Here is a 24,006-nt window from a genome sequence, read left to right on the forward strand (position 1 = left end):
TTTGTTGTGCTACGCGTCCACTATGCGGTTCCCGAGTCACGGGCACCAACCCCCACCATGCTTGCTAGGGATAGCGGGTCTGGGTGTTGTGGGTTTGCTTGTTCTCGATAGTGTTACGGTGGTCATAGCGTGGGGGAAACGCCCGGTCCCATTCCGAACCCGGAAGCTTAGCCTCACAGCGCCGATGGTACTGCCCTGGTGACGGGGTGGGAGAGTAGGACGCCGCCGGACAACCATTCCCAGGAGGGGGTGGGGTTGCTAGCCCTGACGGGGTTGGTGATCCCACCCCCTACCTGCATTCCCGGACAGTTTCCGGGGAAGATTTCACACCCGAGGGCCGCGGATGCGGGAGATCGAACGCGCTCCGGCGACTAGACTTGCGGCCATGTCCACCATCTCCCGCGACGAGGTCGCGCGCGTGGCTGCGCTGGCACGGATCGACCTGCGACCGGACGAGGTCGACCGCCTTGCCGGCGAGCTCGACGTGATCGTCGAGTCGGTCGCTCGCATCAGCGAGGTCGCCACCGCAGACGTGCCCGCGACGAGCCACCCGCTCCCGCTGACGAACGTGTTCCGTGACGACGTCCCCGAGGCCCCGCTGCCCGTGGAGGACGTCCTGGCCGGAGCCCCGCAGCAGGAGAACGGCCGGTTCGCCGTCCCGCAGATCCTTGGCGAAGAGTGAGATGGGTACCAGCGACATGACGAACGACATCACCCGGCTCAGCGCGTCCGACCTCGCGTCCGCCCTGAGCAAGAAGGACCTCACCAGCGTCGAGGCGACGCAGGCGCACCTGGACCGCATCGCCGCCGTCGACGGCGACCTGAACGCGTTCCTGCACGTCTCCACGCAGGAGGCGCTGGCGACCGCCGCCGACGTCGACGCGCGGCGCCAGGCCGGCGAGGAGCTGCACCCGCTCGCGGGTGTGCCGATCGCGGTCAAGGACGTCGTGGTGACCAAAGGCCTGCCCACCACCGCGGGCTCCAAGATCCTCGAGGACTGGGTCCCGCCGTACGACGCGACCCTCGTGGAGCGGATCAAGGCCGCGGGCCTGCCGATCCTCGGCAAGACCAACATGGACGAGTTCGCGATGGGCTCCTCGACGGAGCACTCCGCGTTCGGCAACACGAAGAACCCCTGGGACCTTGACCGGATCCCCGGCGGGTCCGGCGGCGGGTCCGCCGCCGCCGTGGCCGGCTTCGAGGCGCCGCTCGCGATCGGCACCGACACCGGCGGGTCCATCCGCCAGCCCGGCGCCGTGACCGGCACCGTCGGCGTGAAGCCGACCTACGGCGGCGTCTCACGCTACGGCCTCATCGCCATGGCCTCGTCGCTCGACCAGGCCGGTCCCGTGACCCGCACCGTGCTCGACGCTGCGCTGCTGCACGAGCTGATCGGCGGGCACGACCCGCACGACTCCACGTCGATCGACGAGCCGGTCCCCGGCGTCGTCGCGGCTGCCCGCCAGGGCGCCACCGGCGACCTCAAGGGCGTGCGCGTCGGCGTCGTCAAGGAGCTCTCGGGCGAGGGCTACCAGGCCGGCGTCTCCGCCCGCTTCGAGGAGTCGCTCGAGCAGCTCCGGGCGCTGGGCGCCGAGATCGTCGAAGTCTCCTGCCCCAGCTTCGCCCACGCGCTCGACGCGTACTACCTGATCATGCCCGCCGAGGCCTCCAGCAACCTGGCCAAGTTCGACGGCATGCGGTTCGGCCTGCGCGTCGAGCCGGCCGAGGGCCCTGTCACGGCGGAGCGCGTCATGGGCGCCACCCGCGGCGCGGGCTTCGGCGACGAGGTCAAGCGCCGCGTCATCCTCGGCACCTACGCCCTGTCCGCCGGGTACTACGACGCCTACTACGGCAGCGCGCAGAAGGTCCGCACGCTGATCCAGCGTGACTTCGCGGCCGCGTTCGCGAAGGCCGACGTGCTCGTCTCGCCCACCGCGCCCACCACGGCGTTCAGGTTCGGCGAGAAGCTCGACGACCCGCTGGCCATGTACCTCAACGACGTCGCGACGATCCCCGCGAACCTCGCGGGTGTCCCCGGCATGTCCCTGCCGAACGGCCTGTCGGACGACGGCCTCCCGGTCGGCTTCCAGATCCTGGCCCCCGCCAAGGCGGACGACCGCATGTACCGCGTCGGCGCCGCCCTCGAGGCAGCCCTCGAGAGCGGCTGGGGCGGCCCCCTCCTGAACAAGGCACCCGAACTCAAGACCACGGAGCTCGCCCGATGACCGCACCGTCGACCGCCACGGCCACCAGCCTCGTCGCCTACGAGGACGCCGTCCGCCGCTACGACCCGGTGCTGGGCATCGAGGTGCACGTCGAGCTCGGCACGCTCACCAAGATGTTCTGCGCGGCCGAGGTCGCCTTCGGCGGCGAGCCCAACACCCAGGTGACGCCGGTGAGCCTCGGCCTGCCGGGCGCGCTCCCGGTGGTGAACGGCAAGGCCGTCGAGTACGCGATCCGCATCGGCCTGGCGCTCAACTGCACCATCGCGGAGAGCTGCCGCTTCGCCCGGAAGAACTACTTCTACCCGGACGTGCCGAAGAACTTCCAGACGTCGCAGTACGACGAGCCGATCGCCTACGACGGCTGGATCGACGTCGAGCTCGAGGACGGCGCCGTGTTCCGCGTCGAGATCGAGCGCGCGCACATGGAGGAGGACGCCGGCAAGAACACCCACGTGGGTGGCGCGACCGGCCGCATCCAGGGCGCCGAGTACTCGCTGGTGGACTACAACCGCGCCGGCATCCCGCTGGTGGAGATCGTCACGCGACCCATCGAGGGCGCCGGCGACCGCGCCCCCGAGGTCGCACGGGCCTACGTGCAGACCCTCCGCGACCTGTTCCGGGCGCTCGACGTGTCCGAGGCGCGGATGGAGCGCGGCAACGTCCGCGCGGACGTGAACCTGTCGCTGCGTCCGACGCCGGAGTCGCCCCTCGGCACGCGCACCGAGACCAAGAACGTGAACTCGTTCCGCTCGGTCGAGCGCGCCGTGCGCTACGAGGTGTCCCGTCAGGCAGGCGTGCTCGACGCCGGCCTCCCGGTCATCCAGGAGACGCGCCACTTCCACGAGGAGGACGGCACCACGTCGTCGGGCCGCGTGAAGTCGGACGCCGAGGACTACCGCTACTTCCCCGAGCCCGACCTGGTGCCAGTGGCCCCGAGCCGCGAGTGGGTCGAGGAGATCCGCGCCGCGCTGCCGGAGCTGCCGACCGCGCGCCGCCGGCGGCTCCAGGGTGAGTGGGGCTACGCCGACGCCGAGATGCGCGACGTCGTCAACGCCGGTGCCATCGACCTGATCGAGGCGACCGTCGCCGCCGGCACCAGCGCCGGGGGCGCCCGCAAGTGGTGGATGGGCGAGCTGGCCCGCCGGGCCAAGCAGGACGAGGTCTCGCTGGAGGACCTGTCGGTCACCCCCGCGCAGATCGCGCAGCTGCAGGGCCTCGTCGAGTCCGGCCGCATCAACGACAAGATCGCTCGTCAGGTGCTTGACGGCACCCTGGCCGGCGAGGGCGACCCGGAGGCGGTCGTCGTGGCGCGCGGCCTCGAGGTCGTGTCCGACGACGGCGCCCTGCTCACCGCGATCGACGAGGCGCTGGCGGCTCAGCCGGACATCGTCGAGAAGGTCCGCGGCGGCAACCAGGGGCCCGTCGGCGCCATCATCGGCGCGGTCATGAAGGCGACCAAGGGCCAGGCCGACGCCAAGCGCGTCCGGGAGCTGGTGCTGGATCGGATCGGCCAGTGATGTCGCGGGCCGCTGTGCCGACCCGGGCTGTGCCGACCCGGGCTGTGCCGACCCCGGCTGCGAGGCCGGGCCGGTGACCCGCGGGCCCCTCCTGCACGGCGACATGACCCGGTTGCGGCCCATCGAGGCTCGCGACTCGGAGCGCCTGTGGGAGGCCGTCCAGGATCCGGAGGGCACCCGCCTGACGGGTACCACGGCCGTCTTCACGCGCGACCAGATCGACGAGTGGGCGCGCACGGTCAGCGACCGGCCCGGCCGGTACGACTGGGCGATCTGCCCGGCCGCGATGCGGGACGGCAAGCCGGTCAGCGACGACATGATCGGCGAGATCGTGCTCAACGACCTCGACGAGGCCGTGGGTTCGGCGAACCTGCGGCTCCAGCTCCTGCCGAACTACCGTGGTCGCGGCTACGGCCGGGAGGCCATCGACGAGGTGCTGCGGTTCGCGTTCGAGGGCGTCGAGAGCGACCCGGGCCCGCACCTGCACCGGGTGAGCCTGGACGTGCTCAGCATCAACCCGCGTGCCGAGGCGCTCTACGAGTCGCTCGGGTTCCGGCAGGAGGGCCGGCTGCGGGACGTCTACCGCGACGGCGACACCTGGGCCGACGCGATCGTGATGAGCATCCTCGAGGACGAGTGGCGGGCTCTGCAGGACTGAGCGGGCGGGCAGGGCTGAGCGGGCGGGCTACGGCCCGCCCGCGATGTACTCCGTGAGCTGGTCCCGCTCGGCCTGCACCTCGGCGATCCGGTGCTTGACCACGTCGCCGATGCTCACGATGCCGGCCAGCCGCGCGTCCACGAGCACGGGCACGTGCCGCACCCGGTGCTCCGTCATGACGGGCATGAGCTCGTCGAGCGTGGCGTCGGGGCCGCAGGTGTGCACGGCGGCCGTCATGATCGCCTCCACCGGGCCGTCCAGCACGCCGTCGCCGTCCGAGTGCAGCCGGCGTACCACGTCACGCTCGCTGACGATCCCGTCGACGGCGACGCCGTCGTCGGACACGACCACCGCGCCGATCCGGTGCCGGGCCAGGAGGGCGAGCAGGTCACGCACGCTCCGGTCCCTGGAGATGGTGACCACCGAGCCGCCCTTGCGCCGCAATGCCTCTGTCACCCGCATCGGATACCTCCATCGAGTGCACGGCGGGGGCCGCGTCCTTGCGACCCCCTGCTACGACGGTACGACACCGGGCGAAATTCAGACAGGGGCAAAGTTCGCGAACGAGGGTCACCCTGTGGACGCTCGCTGTCGGACCCGGGGGAGCGGAGGTAGCGTGACGAGGCCGTTCGCCCGCATCGCGCACGGCCACCCAGCATCGAAGGAGCTGAACAGTCATGAGTCGTCCCCTGCGCTCCCGGACGTCCACCCACGGCCGCAACATGGCCGGAGCCCGCGCGCTCTGGCGCGCCACCGGCATGGGTTCCGAGGACTTCGGGAAGCCGATCATCGCGATCGCGAACTCGTACACGCAGTTCGTACCGGGGCACGTACACCTCAAGGACATGGGCGACCTCGTGGCCTCGGCGATCCGTGAGGCCGGCGGCGTCGCCAAGGAGTTCAACACCATCGCCGTCGACGACGGCATCGCCATGGGCCACGCCGGCATGCTCTACTCGCTGCCGAGCCGCGACCTCATCGCGGACTCCGTGGAGTACATGGTGCAGGCGCACACCGCCGACGCGCTGGTGTGCATCTCCAACTGCGACAAGATCACGCCCGGCATGCTGAACGCTGCGCTGCGGCTGAACATCCCGGTGATCTTCGTGTCGGGCGGGCCCATGGAGGCCGGCAAGGCCGTCGTGGCGAACGGCGTCGCGAAGACCCCGCTGAACCTGATCAACGCGATCAACTACTCGGCGGACGAGAACGTGGACGACGCCGCGCTCGGCCTGGTCGAGGAGAACGCGTGCCCCACGTGCGGCTCGTGCTCCGGCATGTTCACCGCGAACTCCATGAACTGCCTCACCGAGGCCCTCGGCCTGTCGCTGCCGGGCAACGGCTCGACGCTGGCCACGCACGCCGCCCGCAAGGAGCTGTTCCTCGAGGCCGGCCGCACCATCGTCGACCTGGCCCGCCGGTACTACGAGGACGAGGACGACTCGGCCGCGCCCCGCGGCATCGCCACCAAGGCCGCGTTCTCGAACGCCATGGCGCTCGACGTCGCCATGGGTGGCTCGACCAACACGGTGCTGCACATCCTGGCCGCGGCCCAGGAGGCCGAGGTCGACTTCACGCTGGCGGACATCGAGGACATCAGCCGTCGCGTGCCGTGCCTGTCCAAGGTGGCGCCCAACCACCCGGACTACCACATGGAGGACGTGCACCGGGCGGGCGGCATCCCCGCCCTGCTGGGCGAGCTCGACCGCGGTGGCCTGCTGGACCACGACGTCACCTCGGTGCACACGCCCACGCTGCGCGCCTGGCTCGACGACTGGGACGTGCGCGGCGGCAAGGCCACCGAGCGCGCGCTCGGCCTGTTCCACGCGGCCCCCGGCGGCGTGCGCACCACGAAGGCGTTCTCCACGAACAACCAGTGGGAGTCGCTCGACACCGACGGTGCGGGCGGCTGCATCCGCGACGTCGAGCACGCCTACACCGTCGAGGGCGGCCTGGCCGTGCTGCGCGGCAACCTCGCCGAGGACGGCGCCGTGTTCAAGACGGCGGGCGTGGACCCCGACGTCTTCCACTTCGTGGGCAAGGCGCTGGTCTGCGAGTCGCAGGACGAGGCCGTCGAGAAGATCCTGACCAAGCAGGTCGAGCCGGGCCACGTGGTGGTCGTGCGCTACGAGGGCCCGTCGGGCGGGCCGGGCATGCAGGAGATGCTCTACCCGACCTCGTACATCAAGGGCCGCGGGCTGGGGAAGGTGGTCGCGCTGATCACCGACGGCCGGTTCTCCGGCGGCTCCAGCGGCATCTCCGTGGGGCACGTCTCCCCGGAGGCGGCGGCCGGCGGCACCATCGGCCTGGTCGAGGACGGCGACGAGATCGAGATCGACGTCGACACCCGCAAGATCCACATCAACGTGCCGGACGAGGTGCTCGCCGAGCGGCGCGCCAAGATGGAGTCCTCGGAGCGGCCGTGGCAGCCCGTCGCCCGCGACCGCTACGTGTCGCCGGCGCTGCAGGCGTACGCGGCCCTGGCGACGTCGGCCGACCGCGGTGCGGTGCGCGACGTGGCGCGGCTGCGGCGCAGCTGACCGGCACACCCTGCTGACGCCTCCGGCGGCGGACCCGACCAGGGTCCGCCGCCGGACGTGTCCTTGGTGGCGTGCTGCCGGCGGGGAGCGGTACCAGGGGCCCTATCGGCTGTCGGTGTCTCGTGCCATGGTGGGGGTACCCGGACGAGACGCTGCACGAGGGAAGGCACGACCCATGAGCGACGCGATCACGCCTGCCGAGTTCACGGCGGCGGAAGGCACGGACGACTGGCGGGTGCTCAAGGACTCGGCGCTCGCGCGGTTCACCACGGGGTCGTTCGCCACCGGCCTGGTGCTGGTCGCCCGGATCGGCGAGCTCGCCGAGGCCGCGAACCACCACCCGGACGTGGACCTGCGCTACGGGACCGTGACGGTGCGCACCTGGTCGCACGACATCGGCGGGCTGTCCGAGCGGGACCTCGGGCTCGCGCGCGCGATCTCGGCGGCCGCCCGGAACGTCGGCGTCGCGGCGAACACGACCGGGCTGCGCGAGGTCGCCATCGCCGTCGACGCCGTGGTGGGACCCGCGGTGCAGGCGTTCTGGCAGGCGGTCCTGGGGCACGAGCCGCAGCCCTACCGGGGCGGGAACACCGCCGCGGGGCGGCTGCTCGACACGGACGGCCGGCTGCCGATGTTCTGGTTCCAGCAGAGCGACGAGCGCCGGGAGCAGCGCAACCGCATCCACGTGGACGTCTCGGTGCCGCACGACCAGGCCGAGGCCCGCGTGGCGGCGGCCGTCGCCGCGGGCGGGCGGCTCGTCACGGACAAGTACGCCCCGTCGTGGTGGGTGCTGGCCGACGCCGAGGGCAACGAGGCGTGCGTGTGCACGTGGCAGGGCGAGTTCTGAGCCCCGCGGAAAAAAGATGTGCTCGCCTGCGTGGGCGGGTAATGTCTCGCGCTTGTGCGCCCGCTGACCCCACCCGCCCGGAACCCCTACTGGCGGTTCCTCGTGGCGGGCTTCCGCGGGCAGTCCGCGTACCCGCTGGCGACGCTCGCCGGGCTGGTCGCGAACGCGACGTTCGGGGTGCTCAAGGGCTCGATCATGGGCGCCGCCGTCGAGAGCTCCGGCGGTGAGCTGGCCGGGTACACGGCAGGCAGCATGGCCGCGTTCGTCTGGCTGGGACAGGGGCTGCTCGGGTCCGTGAACCTGTGGGGCGGCAGCGACCTGCAGACCCGGATCAAGTCCGGCGACGTCGCCGTCGACTTCCTGCGGCCCGTGAGCGTCCAGGCCTCCCACGTGCTGACCGACGTCGGCAAGGGCCTGTTCGGCCTGCTGCCGCGCGGGCTGCCGAGCGTGCTCATCGGGGTCGCGATCGGCGGCATGGTGCTGCCGTCCGACCCGAGCGCGTACGCGCTCGGCCTGATCAGCCTGCTGCTCGGCATCGCCATCTCGCACGCCTGCATCTACGCCGTGGGGACGGCGGGGTTCTGGCTCGTGGAGTCCCGCGGCGTCGCCGTGTTCTACATGTCGTTCTCCGGGCTGTTCGCCGGCCTGTACACGCCGATCTACCTCTTCCCGGACTGGCTGCTCACCCTCGCGCTGCTCACGCCGTTCCCGTCGATGATGCAGCTCCCGGTCGACGTGCTCTCCGGCCAGGTCACCGGGGCGGGGGCCTGGCAGCACCTCGGCGTGCAGGCGCTGTGGCTCGCGATCGTGCTCGCCGTCGGGCACCTGACCACGCGGGCGGGCCGCCGCCGGCTGGAGGTGCAGGGTGGGTGAGCCGGAGGCGGGGTCCCCGGCGCGTGGCCGGCAGACCCTGCGCGCCTACCGGGCCGTCGTCGCCAGCCGGGCGCGCTCACAGGCGAGCCACCGCGCGAGCTTCCGTATGGACCTGGTCGGCGCGCTCTTCGTGGGCCTCATCGAGTTCGGCGAGATCTGGGTGCTCTACTCGGCGACGGACCAGATCGGCGGGTTCACGCTCGCGCAGATCATGCTCGTGTTCGGCCTGTCCGACCTCGCCTTCTCCCTGGCCGACCTCGTGGCCGGGCACTGCGACAACCTCCCGGTGTACGTCCGCGCGGGCACGCTCGACGTGTTCTTCCTGCGCCCGCAGCCGGTGCTGGCACAGCTCGTCACGAGCGACCTGAGCCTGCGCCGCATCGGGCGCTGCCTGGTGGGCGCCACGTCGCTCACCGTCGGCCTGGTGCTGAACGACATCGACTGGACCGTGGGCACCGTCGGGCTGCTGGTCCTGGCGCTGGCCTGCGGGTTCGTCATCTTCACGGCTCAGTTCGTCACCGCGGCCGGGCTTCAGTTCTTCCTGGTCAACGGCGCCGAGATGACCAACGCGTTCGTGTACGGCGGCCGGTACGCGGCCACGCAGCCCCCGAGCGTGTGGCCGCGCAGCCTGCTGGTGGTCTTCGGGGTGATCTTCCCCGTGGCGTTCGCGGCCTTCCTGCCGGTCAGCACCCTGCTCGGCGCGCCGGGAGTCGCGGGCCTGCCGGGCTGGCTCGGCTGGTGCGCACCGGTCGCGGCGCTCTGGGCGGTCGGGGTCGCGGCCCTGTCCTGGCGCTGGGGCCTACGTCACTACCGAGGAGCGGGTGGATGAACGTCATCGAGACCGAGGGCCTGACCCGGGTGTTCACCGGGCGGCCGGAGCGCGGCAACCGGCTGCGGCGCTCGCGGCACGTCGCCGTCGACGACCTCGACCTGACCGTCGAGGCGGGCGAGTCCGTGGGCTACATCGGCGCCAACGGCGCCGGGAAGTCGACCACCATCAAGATGCTGGTCGGCATCCTGGTGCCCACGAGCGGCACGGTCACGACCATGGGGCTGCACCCGCTGAAGCAGCGCCGCGTGCTCGCGCGCCGGATCGGCGTGGTGTTCGGGCAGCGCTCGCAGCTGTGGTGGGACCTGCCGGTTCGGGAGTCGTTCTCGATCCTGGCCGCGATCCACTCCCTGACCGCCGCCGACGAGCGCGCCCGGACCGCCGAGCTCGTCGAGATGCTGGAGATGGGGGAGTTCCTGGCCACGCCGGTGCGCCAGCTGTCCCTGGGGCAGCGCATGCGCGCCGAGGTCGCGGCCGCGCTGCTGCACCGCCCGGATCTCGTGATCCTCGACGAGCCGACGATCGGCCTGGACGTGCTGTCCAAGCAGCGGCTGCGTGAGTTCCTCGTGGCCCAGCGCCGCGAGCACGGCACGACGCTGCTGCTCACGACGCACGACATGGGCGACGTCGAGCGGCTCTGCGACCGGGTCCTGGTGGTGGACCACGGCCGGCTCGCCTTCGACGGCACCCTCGACGGGCTGGCCCGCACCGTGGGCGCGCGCCGCGAGCTGGTGGTGGACCTCGCCGCCGCGAGCCCGGACCTGGTCGACGTCGACGGCGCGGAGCACGTGCGCAGCGACTCCGGTGGCCTGCGGCAGCGCCTCGCGTTCGACCCGCAGCGCACGACGGCGGCCCGGGTGCTCGCCGCGATCTCCGAGCGGGCCGAGGTGCTGGACCTGTCGATCGAGGAGCCGGACATCGAGGACGTCGTGCGCGAGATCTACCGCGCCACCCGATAGGGCCCGGGACCTGCGGTCAGGCGCGCGCCACCACCAGCTCCGAGTACGCGGGGACGAGCACCTGCCGCTGCGCGCGCCGGCGCACCACACGCAGGGGCGCGCCGTCGCCCCAGAGGGTCCGCAGCAGGGCGGCGATCTCGGCCCTGGCGAGCGCCGCGCCCAGGCACAGGTGCCGGCCTGCCCCGAACCAGAGCTGCCGGGTCTCCGGCACGTACGGCCGGTCCGCCCGGAACGGCCCCGCCGCGGCGTTCGCCGACCACACGAGGAGCATGATCCGCTCGCCGGCCCGCAGCCTCGCCCCGCCCACCTCGACGTCCTGCGCGACGCCGCGCCCGATCACCGACGCGGGGCTCGTCACCCGCAGACCCTCGCGGACCGCGTTCTCGACCGGGTCACCCTCGCCGGGCAGGAGGCTGCCCGGCGCGCCGTCGTCGACGGCCCGGGACATGCGTGCGATCAGCTTGTGCTGCTCGCTGGTGTCCACGAGCAACGCGGTGGTCCGCATCATGGCGCTCGCCGACGTCTCGGTGCCCGCCACCATGAGGAGGCTCGCGAGACCCGTCGTCTCCTGGAGGCCCAGACCCAGCTCGCGGCACCGGCCGAGCAGCCGGTCGGGCGGTGCGGTGCGCCAGCCCTCCGGGACCCCTGCGGTGAGCTCCTCGACGATCGTCCGTGCGGTGGCGATCTGGTCAGGGGAGAGCCGGGTGGAGCCCGCGGTGCCGAGCGCGACGGTGGCGAGGCGCTCCCCGGTGGCGAAGGCGTCGAGGGCGTCCTCGTCGCTCGGCCACGCGTCGCCGGCGTCGGCCGGGGCCGGCAGCCCGAGCAGCGAGATCATCATGCGGCCGACCAGCACGCGGGCGAGCCGCGCGACGTCCACCCGCCCGCCCGCGCGCAGCGTGTCGCCCGCGTCTGCGAGGACCGGGCCCCAGGTGTTCGCGACGAGCGCGGCCGAACCTGCCTCCGTGAACAGCTCGCGCGAGCGGGACCGCAGGGCATGGTGTCCGGGGCCGTCGAAGACGCCGGGCACCCAGTCGCCCAGGATCTGGGTCCAGAGGTCACCCACGCCGCCCTCGCCGAGGATCGTGAACGAACGATGGTCCCGCAGGACGGTGCGGGCGACGACCGGGTCGGACGTCACCCAGCCGATTCCCGGCACCTTTCGTACCGGCGAGCCCGTGGCGGGCCATCTCCGGGCCGCGGTGCCCACCAGGAGCAGCCCGGCCATCGCCGGCCGGGCGCGGTACAGCAGGCCCAGCTCGTGCCGGGTCGTCGCGAAGGTCTGGATCACGGCCGTCACCCTATGCGTACCGGCACCCGCGGGTCCGGCCGTCACCAGCGTGAGATGTCGGGCCGCTACCGTGTGGCGCGTGCTTCCCGAACCGGCCGCGGTGCTGAGCCCCGCACCTGCCCGATCCGCCGAGCCTGTCCCGTCGACCCAGCAGTCGCCCGCCCCGGGCCCACGCTCCGGCCCGCGACCCGTCGCCCGCATCGCCGAGGTGGCCGTCCACCTGCCCGAGAACAGCCGCGACGTGGCCGAGGCCGAGCGCGACCTGCACCGCAGGAACCCGAAGGTCGCGCCCCGGATCCCGATGGTGTCGCGCCTGACCGGCGTGCGCCGCGTCCACGTGGCCGACGCCGACCAGCAGGCCTCCGACCTGGCCGTCGCCGCCTCCCGCACCCTGCTGGAGCGGGCGGGCCTGGGGCCCCAGGACGTCGACCTGCTGATCTTCGCGTCCGCGACCCAGGACATGATCGAGCCCGCAACCAGCCACATCACGGCGGCCAAGCTGGGCGTCCGGGCGCCCGTGATGGACGTCAAGAACGCCTGCAACTCCGTGCTCAACGGGATCGAGGTGGCCGAGGCCCTCATCGGGACCGGCCGGTACCGGCGCGTGCTGGTCGCGTGCGGCGAGATGCCGACGCGCGGCGTCCGGTGGGACGTGCCCGACCGGGCGACGTACGCCATGTCCGCGGCTGGCTACACGATGTCCGACGGCGGGGCCGCGGTGCTGGTGGAGGCGGCCGAGGCGCCGTCCGGCTTCGAGGACGAGCTGGCCGCCGAGCTGGCTGGCCTGGTGTCGTCCGGTGACCGCCCGTCGGGGATCCTCGGCTCGGCGTTCACCGCCGAGTCGCAGCACTGGGACGTCGGCATGCTGCCGGGCGGCGGCACCGTCAACCCGCGCGACCCGGAGCGCAGCTACTTCGAGATCGACGGCTCGCGGCTGCGCGAGGCGTTCCTCGCGCTCGGCCCCGGCCCTGTGCGGGAGGCGCTGGACCAGGCCGGCGTGACCATGGACGACGTCGCGCTCGTCGCGGTGCACCAGGTCGCCGTCGGCTACCTCGCCGACGTGCACGCGGCGCTCGGCGTGCCGGCCGACCGGACGATCGTCACGGTGGCCGACCACGGCAACCTGGCCTCGGCCACGTTGCCGCTGCAGCTCGTGACGGCCCTGGAGTCGGGCCGGCTGCGGCGCGGTGACGTGGTGCTGCTCCTGGGGCTCGCGGGCGGCATCAGCATGGGTGCGATGGTGGTCCGGTGGTGAACCCGCGAGAGAGCAGAGCCCGTCTCACCGTCGTCGTGCCCGCGCTGAACGAGGCGCACGAGCACGGGATCCTGCGGACGCTCGAGGCGCTGCACGCCCAGGAGGACGACGACTTCGACCTCGTCGTGGTGGACAACGGCTCCACGGACGGCACTCCCGACGTCGTCCGCAAGGCGATCGCCGAGTGGGGGCGGCTGCGCTGGCAGGTGGTGACCGAACCCGAGAAGGGGACCGGGGCCGCGGCCGACACGGGGATGCGGACCGCGATCGCCCAGGGCGCCGAGCTGCTGGCGCGGACCGACGCCGACTGCCTGCCGCCCCCCGGGTGGACCCGTGCGGTGCGCGCGGCATTCGCGTCGGGCGACGAGCTGGTCGCCGGGCGGCTCGTGCCACGCAGGGACGACCTGCCGGTCTCGCGGTTCCAGCAGGGCGTGCTGTCGTTCGCGCTGTGGGTCTCCAGCGCGTTCGGCAAGGTGCGGCCCGGGAACCAGGACGAGGGGTACCTGGGGCCGTACGTGATGGCGCCGGGCTGCAACATGGCGATCACGGCGTCCCTGTACGAGCGGGCGGGCGGGTTCCCGCGCACCCGGATCGAGGACGTGCACGAGGACCGCGCCCTGGTCAACGCCGTGCGCCGGCTGACGACGCGGTACGCGGAGCACCGCGAGGTCTGGGTGCGGGCGTCGACCCGCCGCGTGCACGCGTGGGGCCTGGTGCGGACGCTCGGCTGGTACGCCGACCACCGCTACCGGCCCGAGGTCGTGGACATCCGATGACCACGGACGTACCCACGGAGGGCCATCTGCCGCCCGCTGCCGGGCCGTCGTCGACCACAGCTGTTCCTGCCGGTACGGGGCCCGCTCTGGCAGGAACCGCTGTGGTCGACGGAGGCCGGGCGGGCGGGGACGCGCGGACCGGGGACCCGGGGACCGGGGCCGAGGGGGTCTGGGAGGAGCGGGTGCAGCGGGCCGCGCACCCGCTCGCGTATCCCGCGCTGCGGTCCGCGCGGAGACGCCCGGTGGTGCGGGTCCCGCGCATCGGCGTGGTGGTGAGCGACGCCGCGATCGCGCGCGAGGTGCTGCTCGACCTGGACCACTTCTCCAAGGTGGGCCCGGGAGCGCCGTCGGACCTGTGGACGCCCGTGCTGGGGCCGTCCGTTCTGCTCAACATGGAGGGCGCGGAGCATGCCGCGCTGCGGCGCGCGCTCGGGCCGTTGTTCTCACCCCGGGCGGTGCGGGAGCTGGTGTCCGGGGCGGACGTCGCTGGCGGTGCCGGGACGCCGGGCGCCGGAGCGGACGGCGGCGGCGTGCTGCCGGACCTGACGCGGCGGCTCGCCGCAGGGGAGAAGGTCGACCTGGCGGCCGCCGTGACGGCGCAGGCCGGCGCGGTGATCTGCGGGATGGTCGGCCTGCCGCCGACGGACGACGCCGTGCGCTCCGCGATGTCGGCCGCCCGGACGATCACCGGCATGGTGCGGCTGCACCGCCACGGGCTCACGCGGTCCCAGGTGGTGCGGGCGCGGGCCGTGCTGGAGCGGCTGACGGCGCCCGCCCGCGTGGCCTACCGCGCCGGGGACCCGGCGACCGTGCCGGGGCGCATGCGGGACCTCGGGCTCTCCGAGCGGGAGGCGATGGGCGCCGTCGGCGCGTTCGTGCTCACCGGTACCGAGACCATCCAGTCGCTCGTGCCGCGGCTCGTCGCTATCGCGCACGACACCGGCTGGACCACGCGGCTGCTGGCGGACGACGCCGCGCTGCGGCGCCGGGCCGTCGAGGAAGGGCTGCGCGTGACCGTGCCGACGCCCGCGATGCTGCGCTCGGTGCGGGCCGACGCGACGGTGGGCGGGCTGCCTGTCGCCGCCGGGGAGCGCGTGGTGATCGCCACCGTGAACTGCTGCCGGGCCGCCGGCGGCTTCGATCCCGACCGGCCCGTCGACCCCGCGGTGCGGCACCTGTGGTTCGGCGCGGGACCACACTTCTGCCTCGGCATGCCGCTCGCGATGGCGCAGGTGGACGCCGTCCTGGACGCGCTCGCGGCCGCGGCGTCGGACGGGCGCGTCCCGGTCGTGGGGCGGCGCCGGGCCGCGCGGGGCGTGCTGGTCCCGGCGTACCGGTCGCTGGAGCTGAGCCTGGGGGAGAGCGCATGACCCACTTCCTGGACGTGCTTGCGTCCCTGGCCCGGGACACGCCCGACGCCGTGGCGCTGCGCTGGTTCGGCGGCCGCGACGGCGCCCGCGTGCGCGAGGAGGTCACGTTCGCCGGGCTCGCGGAGCGCGTCGAGCGGACGGCGTCCGGGCTGCGGGCGCTGGGCATGGAGCCCGGCGACCGGGTGCTGTTCAGCATCCGGCCCCGGCCCGAGGGTGTCGTCCTGTGCCTCGCGATCCTGCGCGCGGGCGGCGCCGTCGTCTTCGTGGACCCGGGCTCGACGCCGGAGCTGTTCGCGGCCCGGATCGCGGCGGCGCGGCCGCGCTGGGCGGCGACCGAGGCGCTGCTCTACGCGGCGTCGTCGGGGCCCCTGCGCGGCATCGCCCGGTCGCGCGGGCTCCTGCTGCCCGACTACGGGCGGCTGCCCGTGCGGCACCTGTACTCCGGCAGGTGGCTGCCCGGGGTCCCGCGGGGTGCGCGGCGTGCGGCTCGGGTTCTTGCTGACGACGTTCGTCCGACGGCGGGGCTCCGGACGGCGGGGCTTCGGACGGCGGGGTTCCCGACGGCGGACGGAGGGGCCGAGGGCGGGCCCGACGGCAGGGCGGACGGCGGCGACCCGGCCCTGATCGTCTTCACGTCCGGGACCACGGCCGAGCCCAAGGCCGTGGTGCACACGGCCGGCACGCTCGGCGGCATGCTGGGTCTGTTCGCCCAGGTGGGCGGGCTGCGGACCGGCCAGCGGGCGCACACCGACCAGATGTTCCTCGGGCTCCCGGCGGTCCTGTCGGGCGGCACGTGGGAGATCCCGGCGCGCGCGCCCAAGGACGACCCCGCGGCGTTCGCGCGCGGGGTCGCGGGCGCCGACTCGTCGTTCCTGGTGCCCGCCGACGTGACCGCGCTGCTCGACGTCCTGGAGGCTCAGGGCGCGGACGGTGATCCGGGCGGTGTTGGTGCGGGCAGTGGTGTGGACTCCGCGGCCGGCCCGGCTGCGGGCAGTGCCGTCGGCCCGGCCGTGCTCGCGGTCGGGGCCGCGCCGGTGACCGTCGCGCTGCTCGAACGCGGCCGGCGGGTCCTGCCGGGCACGCGCTGGATCGCCGTCTACGGCGCGACCGAGATCCTGCCCGCCGCGATGACCGACGCCGACGAGAAGATCGCGGCCGCCAGCGGATCCGGGACGGCCGGCGAAGCGTCGGGCGATCTCGTGGGCCGCCCGCTGGACGGCATCGGCGTGCGGATCGACACCGCCGTCGTCGGACTGGACGAGGACCCGCCCGGGGCTGGTTCTGGGGGCGGCGCGGACGCCAGAGCCGGCGCGGACGGCGGAGCAGGGGCCCCCGGCGAGGCCCCCGTGGTGGGGGAGCTGGTGCTCACGGGGCCGTCCCTGATGGCGGGGTACCTGGCGGACCTCGACGCCGGCAAGCCCCGGGCGACCGAGCACCGCACGGGTGACCTGGCCTACCAGGACGCGGAGGGCCGGATCGTGCTGGTGGGCCGCAACCGGGACATGATCATCCGCGGCACGGTGAACATCTACCCGGGCCTCTTCGAGCCCCGGCTGCGGGACCTGCCGGTGGTCGCCGACGCCGTCATGGTGGGCGTCCCCATGCCCGACGGCGACGAGCGGGTGGTCCTCGTGGTGACCGCCGAGGACGCTGCGCAGGGGGACGCACCCCGGAACCAGGGCTCTCCTCGGAACCAGGGCATCCCGGAGGTGCGGGCCGGCACGGACCTGGCGCGGGCGGTCGAGGCCCAGGTGGGGCGGGTCCTGGACCACGGCGCGCTGCCGGACCTGGTGGTCGAGGCGTCGCACGTACCGCTGGCGGGCCGCTCCCGGAAACCCGACCGTCATGCCCTGGTCGACCTGGTTTCACCACTCGCGGGTACAGTGCGCGCATGAGGGTGGCAGTGACCGGTTCGTCGGGTTTCGTTGGTGGGGCTGTGGTGCGGGACCTCGCGGCGCACGGGCACGAGGTGATCGCGTTCTCGCGGCGCGTCCCGCGGGTGCCCGCCGAGCTCCTCGACCGGGTCGCCCACCAGTTCTGGGACCTGCGCGACGGCCCACTGCCTAAGGAGGACCGGCCCGAGGACGTCGACGTCGTGGTGCACTGCGGCGCGGCCGTCGGCGACGGCGGCAGCCACGCCCGCGCCTGGGTGGTCAACGTCGAGGGCACCCGCGCGGTCCGCGAGACGTTCCCGGACGCGCGGTTCGTCCACCTGTCGTCCGGCAGCGTGTACGACCCCCGGACGCCGAGCGTCGTCGCGACCGAGGCCGAGGCGCCCGCGCGCGGCTACGTGAACCCCTACGGCAAGACCAAGGCCGCCGCCGAGCGGTACCTCGCGGCCGACGCCGCGCGCGAGGACCGCGGCCCCGTCGTCGTGCTGCGGCCGCACGCGGTCTACGGCCCGGGCGACACCACGCTGCTGCCGCGGCTCGAGTCCGCGGCGATCGGGGCCTGGCTGCCGCTCCCCGGTGGCGGCCGGGTGCGCCAGCACCTCACGCACGTCGACACCCTGGCCCGCGCGGTGCGTGCCGCCCTGGACGTGGACGTCGAGCCGGAGATCGCCGCCGGTCGGCCGCTCGTCGCGAACGTCGCGGACGCCAGTCCCGTCGACCTCGACCAGACGCTCGAGCTGCTGATGTTCGCCCGGTTCCGTCCGGTGCAGGTGGTGGAGATCCCGCTCCGGCTGGCCAACGCGCTCGCCTGGGTGGGCGAGCGCGTGGCCCGGTGGACCGGGCGCGAGCCCCGGCTGACGCGCTACGCCATCAGCCACCTCGCCATGGAGCGCACCTACGACCTCACGGTGCTGCGGGAACGCCTCGGCGTGGACCCCGCGCCGACGTCGCTGCACGGCGCGATGAGCTGGTAGCCCCACGTGTCAGACGTACAGGTCCCTCCCGTGACCTGTACGTCCGACACGTTCGGCGGTTGTCCGGAATGCCCTACCCTGTGCGGGTGATTCCAGGGAACGGCGTCGCGATCGAGACGCTCGAGCTGCGCAAGGCGTACCGCTCGGTACGCGGCCGCGCCGTGGGCGTGGACGGCATCGACCTGCGGGTCCCGGCCGGCGGCGTGCACGCGCTCCTCGGGCTCGCGGGCTCTGGCAAGACCACCACGCTGCGCCTGCTCACCGGCCTCGCCCACGCGGACGGCGGAGCCATGCGGATCTTCGGCACCCACGTCCCCGACGGCCTGCCCGATCTCGCGGGCCGCATCGGCGCCGTCGTCGGCGACCCCGGCTTCCAGCCCCGGCTGAGCGGCCGCCGCAACCTGGCCCTCCTCGCGAGCGCGGCCGGCGTGCCCCGCGCCCGGGTCGACGAGCTGCTCACCCGCGTGGTCCTCGCCGACCGGGCCAAGGCCGCCTACGGCACCTACTCGCCCGACGAAGGACGCCGCCTGGCGCTCGCGGCCGCGCTGCTGCGCGATCCCGACCTCCTGGTGGTCGACGACCCCAGCGCAGGGCTCGACGCCGTGGGCACCCGCGAGATCCGCCAGGCCCTGCGCCGCCTCGCGGACCGGGGAACCACGGTGCTGATCGCGACCGGCGTGCTCATCGAGGCCCAGCAGATCGCGGACACCGTGACCGTGCTCGACGCCGGACGGGTCCTCGCGCAGGGCGGCGTCGCCGAGCTCCTGGGCGACGCCCGGGTGAGCGTCCGCGTGGGGGTGGACGAGCCGGCGAAGGCGGCCGCGGCCCTGCGCGCCGCGGGGTTCAAGGTGCGCGCCGACGGCGAGACCCTGCACGTCGACGACGTCGCGGAGCCCGCGGAGATCTCCCGCGCGCTCGCCAAGCAGAAGCTCTTCGCGGGCGAGCTGGTGCCCCAGCGGGAGGACCTGGCCGCCGTGGTCGGACGCCTGCGCCCCGTGGTGGTGCCGACGCCCGTGCCGCCGAGCCGCGCCGAGGAACGAGCGGCCCGCAAGGCGGCCGAACGCAAGGCCGCGGAGCGGAAGAAGGCGGCCGAGCAGCGCAAGGCCGACAAGGAGGCGGCCGCCCGGCAGGCGGCCGCCGAGACGAAGGCGGCCGAGGACGCCGCGGCGAAGCAGGCGGCGGTCGACGAACGTGCCGCGGCCAAGCAGGCGGCAGTGGACGAACGGGCCGCCGCGAAGCAGGCGGCAGCGGACGAGCGTGCGGCGGCGAAGGAGGCGGCGCGGGCTGAGCGGGCCGCCGCCAAGGAGGCTCGGGGGTCGAGTCCGCAGGCGGGGGCCGGGGTGGTGGCTGCCGCGCGGGGCGCGGCGGGGGTCGTTGTCGCGAAGGGCAGCGCGATGAAGGACCGTGATGCGAAGAGTGGTGCTGAGGCGAGCGGTGTCGAGAAGGGCGGGGCTGGGAAGGCCGGGCTCGAGAAGGACGGCGCTGAGCAGGCGGCAGCGGGGAAGTTTGCCACTGCGAAGCAGGCTGCTGCGAAGCCTGGTGCTCCGAAGCCTGGCGTCGGAAGGCCGGCTGCCGGAACGCCCGCCGCCGCGAAGCCGGCCGCCGCGAAGCCGGCCGCCGCAAAGTCCGCCGGCGCTTCAACGACGACCTCGGCGGTCGAGAGCCCGGGTGCCGGGAAGTCCGCAGCGGTCAAGCCCGCCGCCGCAAAGCCCGGTGCTCGCGGGGCGAGGGCGGCAGCGCCTGCCGCGGACTCGGCGCGGGTCACCCCGAAACCGGCTCCGGCGTCCGCTCCGGGTGCGCAGGGCGAGGGAACCGAGTTCGGCGAGGTCGACGCGCCGCCGAAGCTGTCGAGGTTCGCCCAGCGGCGGGCCGAGTTCGACGCCAAGGTCGCGGAGAAGCAGGCGGCCGAGGAGGCGCGGCTCGCCGAGCGACAGGCGGCGGCGGACGCGAAGGTCGCGGCCAAGGAGGCCGCCGCCGAGACGAAGCGCGCCGCCGCAGCGGCCAGGCAGGCCGAGAAGCAGGCAGCGGAGGACGCCAAGGCCGCCGAGAAGCAGAGCAGGCTCGACGCACGGCAGGCGAAGGCGGACGCGAAGCAGGCCAGGATCGACGACCGGGCGGCACAGAAGCAGGCCGAGGTCGAGGCCAAGGAGGCGGCGTCCGCGGAGAAGGCGTCCGCGAAGGCCGCCGCGGAACAGGAGCGGGCCGACGCCCGGCAGGCGGCGCTCGACGCCAGGCAGGCCGAGTCCGATGCCCGGGCTGCCCGGGAGCAGGATGCCGCCGAGGCGAGAGCGACCCGGCTGTCGGCCCGGAAGGACGGGGCCCGGTCGCTGCTGGGCCGGCGCGCGGCGGAGACGTCCGGCGGCCAGGATGCGGCGAGCGACCCGAAGGGGCTTGAGTCGGGGGCGGCGCGGGCGGAAGATCGGGAACCGGACGACCTCGAGCTCGAACGGCTCGAGGCGGAGCGCGCCGGGCTCGAGGACCTCGACCCGGACGACACCGACCTGGCTGACACCGAGCCGGACGACGCGGACCTGCACGACACCGATCTGGACGACTTCGATCCGGACGACTTCGATCCGGACGGCACCGCGCGGGGCGACGTCGATCCCGACCAGGACGAGTGGGGTGACGCCGAACCGGACCACACCGACCGGGACGGCAGCGACGCGCACGACGACTGGTCGGACGACCCGGACCTGGACGACTCGGAGCCGGACGATCCCGGAGCTGACGGCGGGAGACCGGACGGCGCGAGACAGAGCGGCCCGGGGCCCGGCCCCCGAGGCGGGGCGGACCAGGGACGGCCGCATCCTGGTCAGCAGGGGACGAGACAGCAGGGTTCGGGGCAGGGTTCGGGCCGGCAGGGTTCTGACCGCCAGGATTCCGGCCGGCAGGGTTCCGGCCGGGCCAAGAAGCGTTCCAAGGGGAGGCGATGATGGGGCTGCTGTGGGCCGAGCTGCGCCGGTTCGCCGCGCGGCCGGCGATCCGGTGGATCGCCGTGGCGATGCTGGCGCACGTCGCGCTCGCGGTCGCCATGACGGCGTTCGAGCCGGAGGCGTCGACGCTGGCGGCGATGCTCCAGCAGGGGCAGATCTCGTTCTACGCGATGACGTCGGTGTTCCTCGCCTACGTGGCGGGTGTGCTGCTGGTGACCGGGGCGGCGGCGTCGGGCGGGACCCGGGCGGTGCTGACCGTCGAGCCCCGGCGCGGCCGCGTCTACTGGACCAAGCTGGCGGCGGCCGGGCTGGCGGTGGTGCCCGGCATCGCGGCGGCCTGTGCGGTGCTCGCGTTCGGCATGTACTGGACGCACGAGCGCGCCGGGGTGCTGGGCGGCACGCCGTCGGACCTGGCGGAGGCGCTCGTCTGGTGCGGTGTGCGCGTGCTCGCCCTCGCGGTGTGCGCGGCGGTCAGCGGTGCGGCGCTCGGCCTGCTGGTCCGCCGCTGGTGGGTGGCGGTCGGGCTCGCGGTGGCGTGGTTCCTGGTCGAGGAGCAGGTGGTGCCGGGGGTGTCGGCCGGCGTCGGTAACTGGCTGCCGTTCAGCAACGCGGACGCCTGGGTGCGCGGCACGCGCACGGTCCCGTCCGGCGACGGTCTGCTGGCGGACCCGCTGCTGCACAGCGGGCTCCTGCTGCTGGGCATCGCGGTGGTGGTGGCCCTGCTCGGCTCCGTGGTCTTCCGACGTCGGGACGTGCGCTGAGATCACGCGCGACGTACGCCCGGACCTACGCCGAGACGTAGGCTGGGGGCAGCGGGCCGAACTCCCCGCGAGCCCCGTGATCCCCGGCCGGACGGCCGTGGTGTCTCGGATCGTGGGACCTTTGGCCCGCTGGGTGACACCGGCTGGTTTTCGGCGTAACGTGCGTGGCGTGCAGACGATCATTCTCGTAGTACTTCCTGAGCGCGCGGCCTAGGCCCAGCACAGGCATCGTCCGCGCGCTCACCCTGGCAGTCCTTCTCACCAAAGGACCCGGGGTTTTTTTGTTGTCACGAACGCTCGCTTTCGCCCCAGGACGGGGCGCGACGGCAGGAGATCCGTATGACCGGCACACCGACACCCGCACAGATCGCCGCGCGCGCCGAGGCGCGTGACCAGGTGCGCACCGAGCTTCGGTCCCGCGTAGGCGGCAAGGCCGAGACCGAGGTCGCCGCACCGCGCGTCGGGCCGGAGGAGGTGACGGGGGCGCAGTCGATCGTCCGCTCCCTTGAGGAGGTCGGTGCGGACGTCGTCTTCGGCATTCCCGGCGGCGCGATCCTGCCGACGTACGACCCGCTGATGGACTCCGCCAAGCTGCGGCACATCCTGGTGCGGCACGAGCAGGGCGGCGGCCACGCGGCGTCGGGCTACGCCCACGCGACGGGCCGCGTCGGCGTCACCATGGCGACGTCGGGCCCCGGTGCCACCAACCTGGTGACGCCCATCGCGGACGCGAACATGGACTCGATCCCGATGGTGGCGATCACGGGCCAGGTCGCGAGCGCCGCGATCGGGACCGACGCGTTCCAGGAGGCGGACATCGTCGGCATCACGATGCCGATCACCAAGCACTCCTACCTGGTCACGGACCCGGCGGAGATCCCGCGCACCATCGCCGAGGCGTTCCACATCGCCTCGACGGGCCGGCCGGGGCCGGTGCTGGTGGACATCGCGAAGTCGGCGATGCAGTCGCGCACCACGTTCTCGTGGCCGCAGGAGCTGAACCTGCCGGGATACCACCCCGTGACCAAGCCGCACTCGAAGCAGATCCGTGAGGCCGCGAAGCTGCTGGCCACGGCCCGGCGCCCGGTCCTGTACGTGGGTGGCGGCGTGATCCGCGCCGGCGCGGCGGACCTGCTGCGCCAGCTCGTCGACCTGTCGGGCGCGCCCGTCGTCACCACGCTGATGGCGCGGGGCGCGGTGCCCGACAGCCATCCGCAGCACCTGGGCATGCCCGGTATGCACGGCACGGTGCCCGCCGTCGCGGCGCTGCAGAAGGCGGACCTCGTGTTCGCGCTCGGCGCCCGGTTCGACGACCGCGTGACCGGCAAGCTGTCCAGCTTCGCCCCGCTGGCCGCGATCATCCACGCGGACATCGACCCCGCCGAGATCGGCAAGAACCGCGAGGCGGACGTCCCGATCGTGGGCGACCTCCGCGAGGTCATCGGCGACCTCCTGCCCGAGCTGGCCAGGGAGCACGAGGCGCACGGCAAGCCGGACGTCGAGGGCTGGTGGCGCCAGCTCGACGAGTGGCGCCGCACCTACCCCCGCGGCTACAACGAGCCCGAGGACGGCCACCTCTCGCCGCAGCACGTGATCCAGCGCCTGGGCGAGATGACCGGGCCGGACGCGATCTACGTCGCGGGCGTGGGCCAGCACCAGATGTGGGCCGCCCAGTTCATCAGCTACGAGCACCCCAACACCTGGATCAACTCCGGTGGCCTCGGCACGATGGGCTACTCCATCCCCGCCGCGATGGGCGCGAAGGTGGGCCAGCCGGACCGCACCGTGTGGGCCGTGGACGGCGACGGCTGCTTCCAGATGACCAACCAGGAGCTCGCCACCTGCACGATCAACGACATCCCGATCAAGGTGGCGCTGATCAACAACAGCTCGCTGGGCATGGTGCGGCAGTGGCAGACGCTCTTCTACGAGTCGCGCTACTCCAACACCGACCTGCACACCGGGCACGGCACCATGCGCGTGCCCGACTTCGTGAAGCTCGCCGACGCGTACGGCTGCGAGGGCATCCGCGTGGAGCACGCCTCCGACGTCGACGCCGCGATCAAGCGGGCCAACGAGATCGACGACCGGCCCGTGGTCGTGGACTTCACCGTCTCGCGTGACGCGATGGTGTGGCCCATGGTCGCCGCCGGCGTCAGCAACGACGACATCCAGTACGCACGCGGCATCTCGCCGGCGTGGGAGCGGGAGGACTGAGCGGAGTGAAGTGGAGGGCGGGGGCCGAGGAACGAGGCACCCGTCCGGAACGGAACGCAGCTCAGGCCGACCAGAAAGCAGAGGACTGA

19 protein-coding genes and 1 rRNA gene are annotated in these 24,006 nt (G+C 73.6%); 18 read left to right on the forward strand and 2 right to left on the reverse strand.

Features of this window, described 5'->3' with window-relative positions; all coding sequences use genetic code 11:
- The first annotated feature begins 114 nt into the window (after positions 1-114).
- The 5 genes from rrf (at position 115) to H291_RS0103675 (ending at position 4,400) form a co-directional block, all read left to right on the forward strand.
- Positions 115-231, forward strand: a 5S ribosomal RNA gene (gene rrf / locus H291_RS0103655).
- 154 nt (positions 232-385) lie between these two features.
- Positions 386-682, forward strand: coding sequence for an Asp-tRNA(Asn)/Glu-tRNA(Gln) amidotransferase subunit GatC (gene gatC / locus H291_RS0103660; RefSeq protein ID WP_020013625.1), 297 nt, complete (start codon positions 386-388; stop codon positions 680-682).
- A gap of 1 nt (position 683) precedes the next feature.
- Positions 684-2,225 (forward strand): Asp-tRNA(Asn)/Glu-tRNA(Gln) amidotransferase subunit GatA, encoded by a 1,542-nt coding sequence (gatA, locus tag H291_RS0103665; protein ID WP_020013626.1) that lies wholly within the window; start codon positions 684-686, stop codon positions 2,223-2,225.
- Positions 2,222-3,742, forward strand: a complete 1,521-nt coding sequence (gene gatB, locus H291_RS0103670) for an Asp-tRNA(Asn)/Glu-tRNA(Gln) amidotransferase subunit GatB (RefSeq protein ID WP_020013627.1) — start codon at positions 2,222-2,224, stop codon at positions 3,740-3,742. Before gatA ends, gatB begins: the two co-directional genes overlap by 4 nt.
- 73 nt (positions 3,743-3,815) lie before the next feature.
- A complete protein-coding gene (locus H291_RS0103675; protein WP_020013628.1) occupies positions 3,816-4,400 on the forward strand; it encodes a GNAT family N-acetyltransferase in 585 nt (194 codons plus the stop codon).
- Positions 4,401-4,427: 27 nt separating this feature from the next.
- On the opposite strand, the gene H291_RS0103680 is transcribed toward H291_RS0103675, so the two are convergent.
- Positions 4,428-4,862: a CBS domain-containing protein gene (locus H291_RS0103680; RefSeq protein WP_026365362.1), complete on the reverse strand. Its 435-nt coding sequence runs from the start codon at positions 4,860-4,862 to the stop codon at positions 4,428-4,430.
- Between the two features lie 215 nt (positions 4,863-5,077).
- Here H291_RS0103680 and ilvD point away from each other — a divergent pair, with 215 nt between their 5' ends.
- From ilvD to H291_RS0103705, 5 genes are all read left to right on the forward strand, one after another.
- On the forward strand, positions 5,078-6,940 hold the full coding sequence (gene ilvD / locus H291_RS0103685) for a dihydroxy-acid dehydratase (protein ID WP_020013630.1): 1,863 nt from the start codon (positions 5,078-5,080) through the stop codon (positions 6,938-6,940).
- Positions 6,941-7,115: 175 nt separating this feature from the next.
- Positions 7,116-7,787 carry a VOC family protein gene (locus tag H291_RS0103690; protein WP_020013631.1) on the forward strand — a complete coding sequence of 224 codons (672 nt, stop codon included), beginning with the start codon at positions 7,116-7,118 and terminating at the stop codon, positions 7,785-7,787.
- Positions 7,788-7,841: 54 nt separating this feature from the next.
- Positions 7,842-8,660, forward strand: a complete 819-nt coding sequence (locus H291_RS0103695) for an ABC transporter permease (protein WP_020013632.1) — start codon at positions 7,842-7,844, stop codon at positions 8,658-8,660.
- A complete protein-coding gene (locus tag H291_RS0103700; RefSeq protein WP_020013633.1) occupies positions 8,653-9,489 on the forward strand; it encodes an ABC transporter permease in 837 nt (278 codons plus the stop codon). The genes H291_RS0103695 and H291_RS0103700 overlap by 8 nt, the downstream gene beginning before the upstream one ends.
- A complete protein-coding gene (locus H291_RS0103705) occupies positions 9,486-10,448 on the forward strand; it encodes an ABC transporter ATP-binding protein (RefSeq protein WP_020013634.1) in 963 nt (320 codons plus the stop codon). The genes H291_RS0103700 and H291_RS0103705 overlap by 4 nt, the downstream gene beginning before the upstream one ends.
- Before the next feature lie 16 nt (positions 10,449-10,464).
- Here the strand turns inward: H291_RS0103705 and H291_RS0103710 are convergent, their stop codons facing one another.
- A complete protein-coding gene (locus H291_RS0103710; RefSeq protein WP_232215982.1) occupies positions 10,465-11,736 on the reverse strand; it encodes a cytochrome P450 in 1,272 nt (423 codons plus the stop codon).
- Between the two features lie 79 nt (positions 11,737-11,815).
- Here H291_RS0103710 and H291_RS0103715 point away from each other — a divergent pair, with 79 nt between their 5' ends.
- The 8 genes from H291_RS0103715 to H291_RS0103755 all read left to right on the forward strand — a co-directional run bounded on the left by H291_RS0103715 (position 11,816) and on the right by H291_RS0103755 (position 23,917).
- On the forward strand, positions 11,816-12,991 hold the full coding sequence (locus tag H291_RS0103715) for a 3-oxoacyl-ACP synthase III family protein (protein ID WP_232215983.1): 1,176 nt from the start codon (positions 11,816-11,818) through the stop codon (positions 12,989-12,991).
- Entirely contained in the window at positions 12,985-13,767 is a 783-nt protein-coding gene (locus tag H291_RS0103720) for a glycosyltransferase (protein ID WP_020013637.1), read from the forward strand. Before H291_RS0103715 ends, H291_RS0103720 begins: the two co-directional genes overlap by 7 nt.
- A gap of 101 nt (positions 13,768-13,868) precedes the next feature.
- Positions 13,869-15,137, forward strand: coding sequence for a cytochrome P450 (locus H291_RS0103725; protein ID WP_020013638.1), 1,269 nt, complete (start codon positions 13,869-13,871; stop codon positions 15,135-15,137).
- Positions 15,134-17,032, forward strand: coding sequence for a class I adenylate-forming enzyme family protein (locus H291_RS32205; protein WP_020013639.1), 1,899 nt, complete (start codon positions 15,134-15,136; stop codon positions 17,030-17,032). Before H291_RS0103725 ends, H291_RS32205 begins: the two co-directional genes overlap by 4 nt.
- Positions 17,029-18,003, forward strand: coding sequence for an NAD-dependent epimerase/dehydratase family protein (locus tag H291_RS0103735; protein ID WP_026365364.1), 975 nt, complete (start codon positions 17,029-17,031; stop codon positions 18,001-18,003). Before H291_RS32205 ends, H291_RS0103735 begins: the two co-directional genes overlap by 4 nt.
- An 86-nt stretch (positions 18,004-18,089) precedes the next feature.
- Positions 18,090-20,939 carry an ATP-binding cassette domain-containing protein gene (locus tag H291_RS34410; RefSeq protein ID WP_232215984.1) on the forward strand — a complete coding sequence of 950 codons (2,850 nt, stop codon included), beginning with the start codon at positions 18,090-18,092 and terminating at the stop codon, positions 20,937-20,939.
- Entirely contained in the window at positions 20,936-21,700 is a 765-nt protein-coding gene (locus H291_RS0103750) for a hypothetical protein (protein ID WP_157236702.1), read from the forward strand. Before H291_RS34410 ends, H291_RS0103750 begins: the two co-directional genes overlap by 4 nt.
- Positions 21,701-22,039: 339 nt before the next feature.
- Positions 22,040-23,917, forward strand: a complete 1,878-nt coding sequence (locus H291_RS0103755) for an acetolactate synthase large subunit (protein ID WP_020013643.1) — start codon at positions 22,040-22,042, stop codon at positions 23,915-23,917.
- Positions 23,918-24,006: the final 89 nt, after the last annotated feature.

It is taken from the genome of Promicromonospora sukumoe 327MFSha3.1, from assembly GCF_000385135.1.
GTDB lineage: Bacteria > Actinomycetota > Actinomycetes > Actinomycetales > Cellulomonadaceae > Promicromonospora > Promicromonospora sukumoe_B.